Source organism: Caballeronia arationis (genome assembly GCF_001544975.2).
Classification (GTDB): Bacteria; Pseudomonadota; Gammaproteobacteria; order Burkholderiales; family Burkholderiaceae; genus Caballeronia; species Caballeronia arationis.
Genome location: NZ_FCOG02000294.1, coordinates 1 through 3,552, shown reverse-complemented (window position 1 = coordinate 3,552; position 3,552 = coordinate 1). Strand labels below are relative to the sequence as shown.

Annotated in this window: 2 protein-coding genes and 1 pseudogene; all 3 read right to left on the bottom strand. The window is 60.1% G+C overall.

Annotated elements, in window-relative coordinates; all coding sequences use genetic code 11:
• Nucleotides 1–65: 65 nt before the first annotated feature.
• Nucleotides 66–830 (bottom strand): TrbJ/VirB5 family protein, encoded by a 765-nt coding sequence (locus AWB81_RS41145; RefSeq protein WP_062644195.1) that lies wholly within the window; start codon nt 828–830, stop codon nt 66–68.
• Between the two features lie 26 nt (nt 831–856).
• On the bottom strand, nt 857–3,319 hold the full coding sequence (locus AWB81_RS41140; RefSeq protein WP_062644193.1) for a VirB4 family type IV secretion system protein: 2,463 nt from the start codon (nt 3,317–3,319) through the stop codon (nt 857–859).
• Nucleotides 3,313–3,552: pseudogene (locus tag AWB81_RS41135) on the bottom strand (hypothetical protein); the annotation flags it as partial. The pseudogene AWB81_RS41135 and the gene AWB81_RS41140, both read right to left, overlap by 7 nt.

Genomic DNA, 3,552 nt, shown 5'->3' with positions numbered 1-3,552 from the left:
CGTGGCGACGATCGTTGCCAAGAGCAGGACAACGATCCGCAGTGTGGCCATGCAAGAACGCGCCATCACTGCCCCAGTACTTTTGACGACCCGATTTGCGCGTCGAATGCAGCGCGCTGCTGGTCTTGCTTTGCCTTAATGGCCGCCTGCGTCGCATTGTTCGCCTGCTGGTCCGCGACCGTCGCCGAATCCTTCACCGCATCGCTGCGCTGCTTCGCTGCCATCATCGTAAGAAGGTCGCTGTTCTGACTGGAGATGATGTCCAGCATGTGCGTGGTCAACTGAGCGGTGGCTTCCATCGTCGGCGACATGTTCAGTTGGTCCTGGATCTCCTGCCGGCGCTTCGCGAGCGTGCTCACATGCGAGATGACGTCGTTGCCCTGCTGGAAGAGCTGCTTGGCCGTCTTGTCGTTATTTTGCAGCAGGGTGTTTTGGTCGGTGAACCACTGCTCGGGCGTCTTTCCCGACTGCGTGATAAGAGCCTGTACCTTGTTGGCGTACTCCGCGTTGCTCTGCAGGCCGCCGTACAGGTCCTTCAGCGCGTCGGTATATTTGGTCAGGCTTGAGATGTCGCTCGTGATGCTTTTGAATTGCGCAAGCATCGCGGACGGATCGAGGTTGGTCGCCTGCTTGAGCTGATTGAGCATCATCTGGTACTGATAGACCAGGTTCGAATCCTGATAAACCTCACCCTTCACGGCGGCCACTGCCGTCATGGCGTTTTGAATGAAGTTCGATGCGTCGAACACGGGCATGTTCGCGTAGGTCTGCTGGACGAGACCAACCGTCAACACGCCGGTCGCGGCGATGCAGCGGAGCAACTTTTTCATCATGGCGGTACCTTGCAGATAAAGCGTTAAGCGTTGACGAGTACGTCGCGCACGTACTCCTCCTGCCACTGTGGGCTGCCGGACTTGACGTGCTTGTCGAGGAGCGCCTGCGCCCGGCCGTCCGAGCGGAGGTAGGCGAGCGCTTCTTTCGGGAACTGGGCCTGCAGCATCCGGCTTTGCTTCGCCGTCACCCACAGGTAATCGCGATTGGGCACTGCGTCCGAGATCATCTTGATCTGATGCGGCGTGAGGCCGAACACATCGCGGTACAGGTTTTGGTTGCTGATCGCGTCGCTGTTGGGCAAATAGATCAGGTTGGGGATGTTCTCTTTCAGAATCTCGAAGTTCGGCACGCGTGCGAGTTGCCCAAGAGACTGCGTCGCCATCACCAGTGCCGCGTTGAGCTTTCGGATCGTCACCGCCCAGATTTCAAGGCGCGCATAGAACTTCGGGTAGGTAAAGAAGAAGCCTGCCTCTTCAATCTCAATCACGGTGTAGCGCTTGCCGTCGAGAATCTGCGCGATCCGGTAAAACGCGTAGTCCATGAACAACGCGGCGGCCACCGGGAAGTTCTGGAACAGGTCGCCCATTTCGATCGACAAATCGTCGGAGATTGCGAAGCCGTCTTCAGCGTGGTCGAAGAACTTGCCGTTCTTGTTGCCTTCAGTCCAAACCTGCAACCGCTCACGCAAGTCCGCAGGCAGCAGCGTGATCAAGCTCGACAGACGCCACTTTTCAGGCGGGAAGCCCAGCGCCAGCGTCTTGATTCGGTCGAAGATTTCGGTCTGCTGCTGCGGCGTGCACGTGTAGTCCTCGCCCTCGATGGCAAGCTGCACCCAGTCCGCGACGTACGACCAGTGCTTCTCTTCGCCAATCAGGGAAAGCGGATTGACCGAGGTCGCCGCCTCGAAGCGGCCGGTGGCATCGATGAAACGGCCGCCGCCGAGCAGCGTCGGGATTCGTGTCGAGCGGTCCTTGTCAAACCGGATGCGGCGCGCGCCGTGGCGGCCCGTCTGGGTCATCAGGTAATTCAGAAACACGGACTTACCCGCGCCGATTGGACCGACGACGAGTGTGTGCGCCTTGCCGCCCGGATGATGCAAGTCGAAATACTGGAGCGTGCGATGGCGGGTCGGCAGGCACGTGAGCGGGCCGGTTTTCGTGCCGGACTGCTGCGTCAGCCATTCGTTGACCTTCGAACCCTCGCCCACACTGCAAAGCGGGGCGATGTCGGACACGGCGGGCGTCTCAACGAACTGCAGACGCCTTTGCTGGTCCCACCGGCCCGGCAGCGTCGCGCTCCACGAGGCGAAGAGGTTCGTCTTCTCGAGGATCACACCGAAGCCAGCATTGCCGATGACGCCGACCACCTGACGCGTTGCGTCTTCGCACTCCTCAGGGGTGCTCCCATAGACGACCACCGAAATGTTTGCGAAGCCGTACTGCTGGCCTTCGGCGTCGAGCTTTGCGAGCGCGTCACCCGCTTCCTTCGCGAGAATCTCACGGCCTTCGTCGTTCTTTTGCTCTTCCTTTGTTGCCCACTGCTTGAGGATGGCGACCGGATTGAAGGCCGCAACCTTATAGAACCCTCGAATCTTCCTGATGTACGCGCTTGCCCGCGAGGTGTCCAGGAAACGGAACATTACGCAGACGTCCAATTCGGCGTCCACCTGCGAGAGCACGTCGAGCGCCGCCTCTTGAAAGCCCATCCATTCCTTGATGCCGATAATGCGGGCGTACACCTTGCCGTGCGCCGATTCGAACATCAGCTCGGTCGCGCCGATCGTGACTTCGGTCTCGGTCAGATGCGTGTCCAACATCGTGACCGGATAGCGCACCCGGCGCTTGGGCGTCGACGGATTCGCTCGCTGATGCAAGAACGACAGGACGTTCTGGAGCTGCAGCCGCTTCATCTTCAGGCGCGTAACGCCGCCGACGAATCCGTCGATCACCGACTCGAACCGCTTAATCTCGTTCTGGATCTTGGTCAGGTCGAACGCGAAGGCGCTGCGCGCGAGAATCGTATCTTTCGCCGCTTCGAACATCGCGACAGCCAGATTCTTGCCGCCGACCGTCATGTGATAGCCGATCTTGTCGAAGATCCGCGAGATGCCGGTTTCAGGCGTGAACGCCAGCGCGAGCGAGTGCGAGTTCTTGAAGTACTTGCCGCTTCCAATGATGGCTTGATTGATCGCGTCGACGCGCGCATCAGCCTCCGACGCGAACGTGCCGTCGATGCCTCCGCGCACGCGCCGGTGCGACATGCGCCACCACGCGGTGATGCGGTGATCGAAGTTGCGGCATGCGTGGTCGAGATTGTCGCGGGCGGCGGTGATGTCGCCGGGATTCGGCGAGTCAGCGTCGATGCCCTCAAACTCGAACACGGTCAGCAGCGACCCGTCCTTGTTGAGCAACAGTTCGGGCGTGACCATCGTCGCCCACGGCGCGATTTCCTGCACCGCGCGCTTGGTGAACATCATTTTCAGCATTGGAGGTCCTGATCAAACCCATACGGGCGCTTGAAGCGCGCGCTAAAACGGCTGCTCGGCCCCGGCTCATAGACGTCCGGGTAGCGGTTGTACACCAGCATCACGATTCGCCACCACGGGTCAGTCGAGCTTTTCCAGCGCAAGAACACATGCACCACCACGCCGACAAGGAGAAATCCAGGGGTCCAGCTCGTGTAGGTGAGCAGCGCCGTCATCGTCCCGTTGAAAATGGC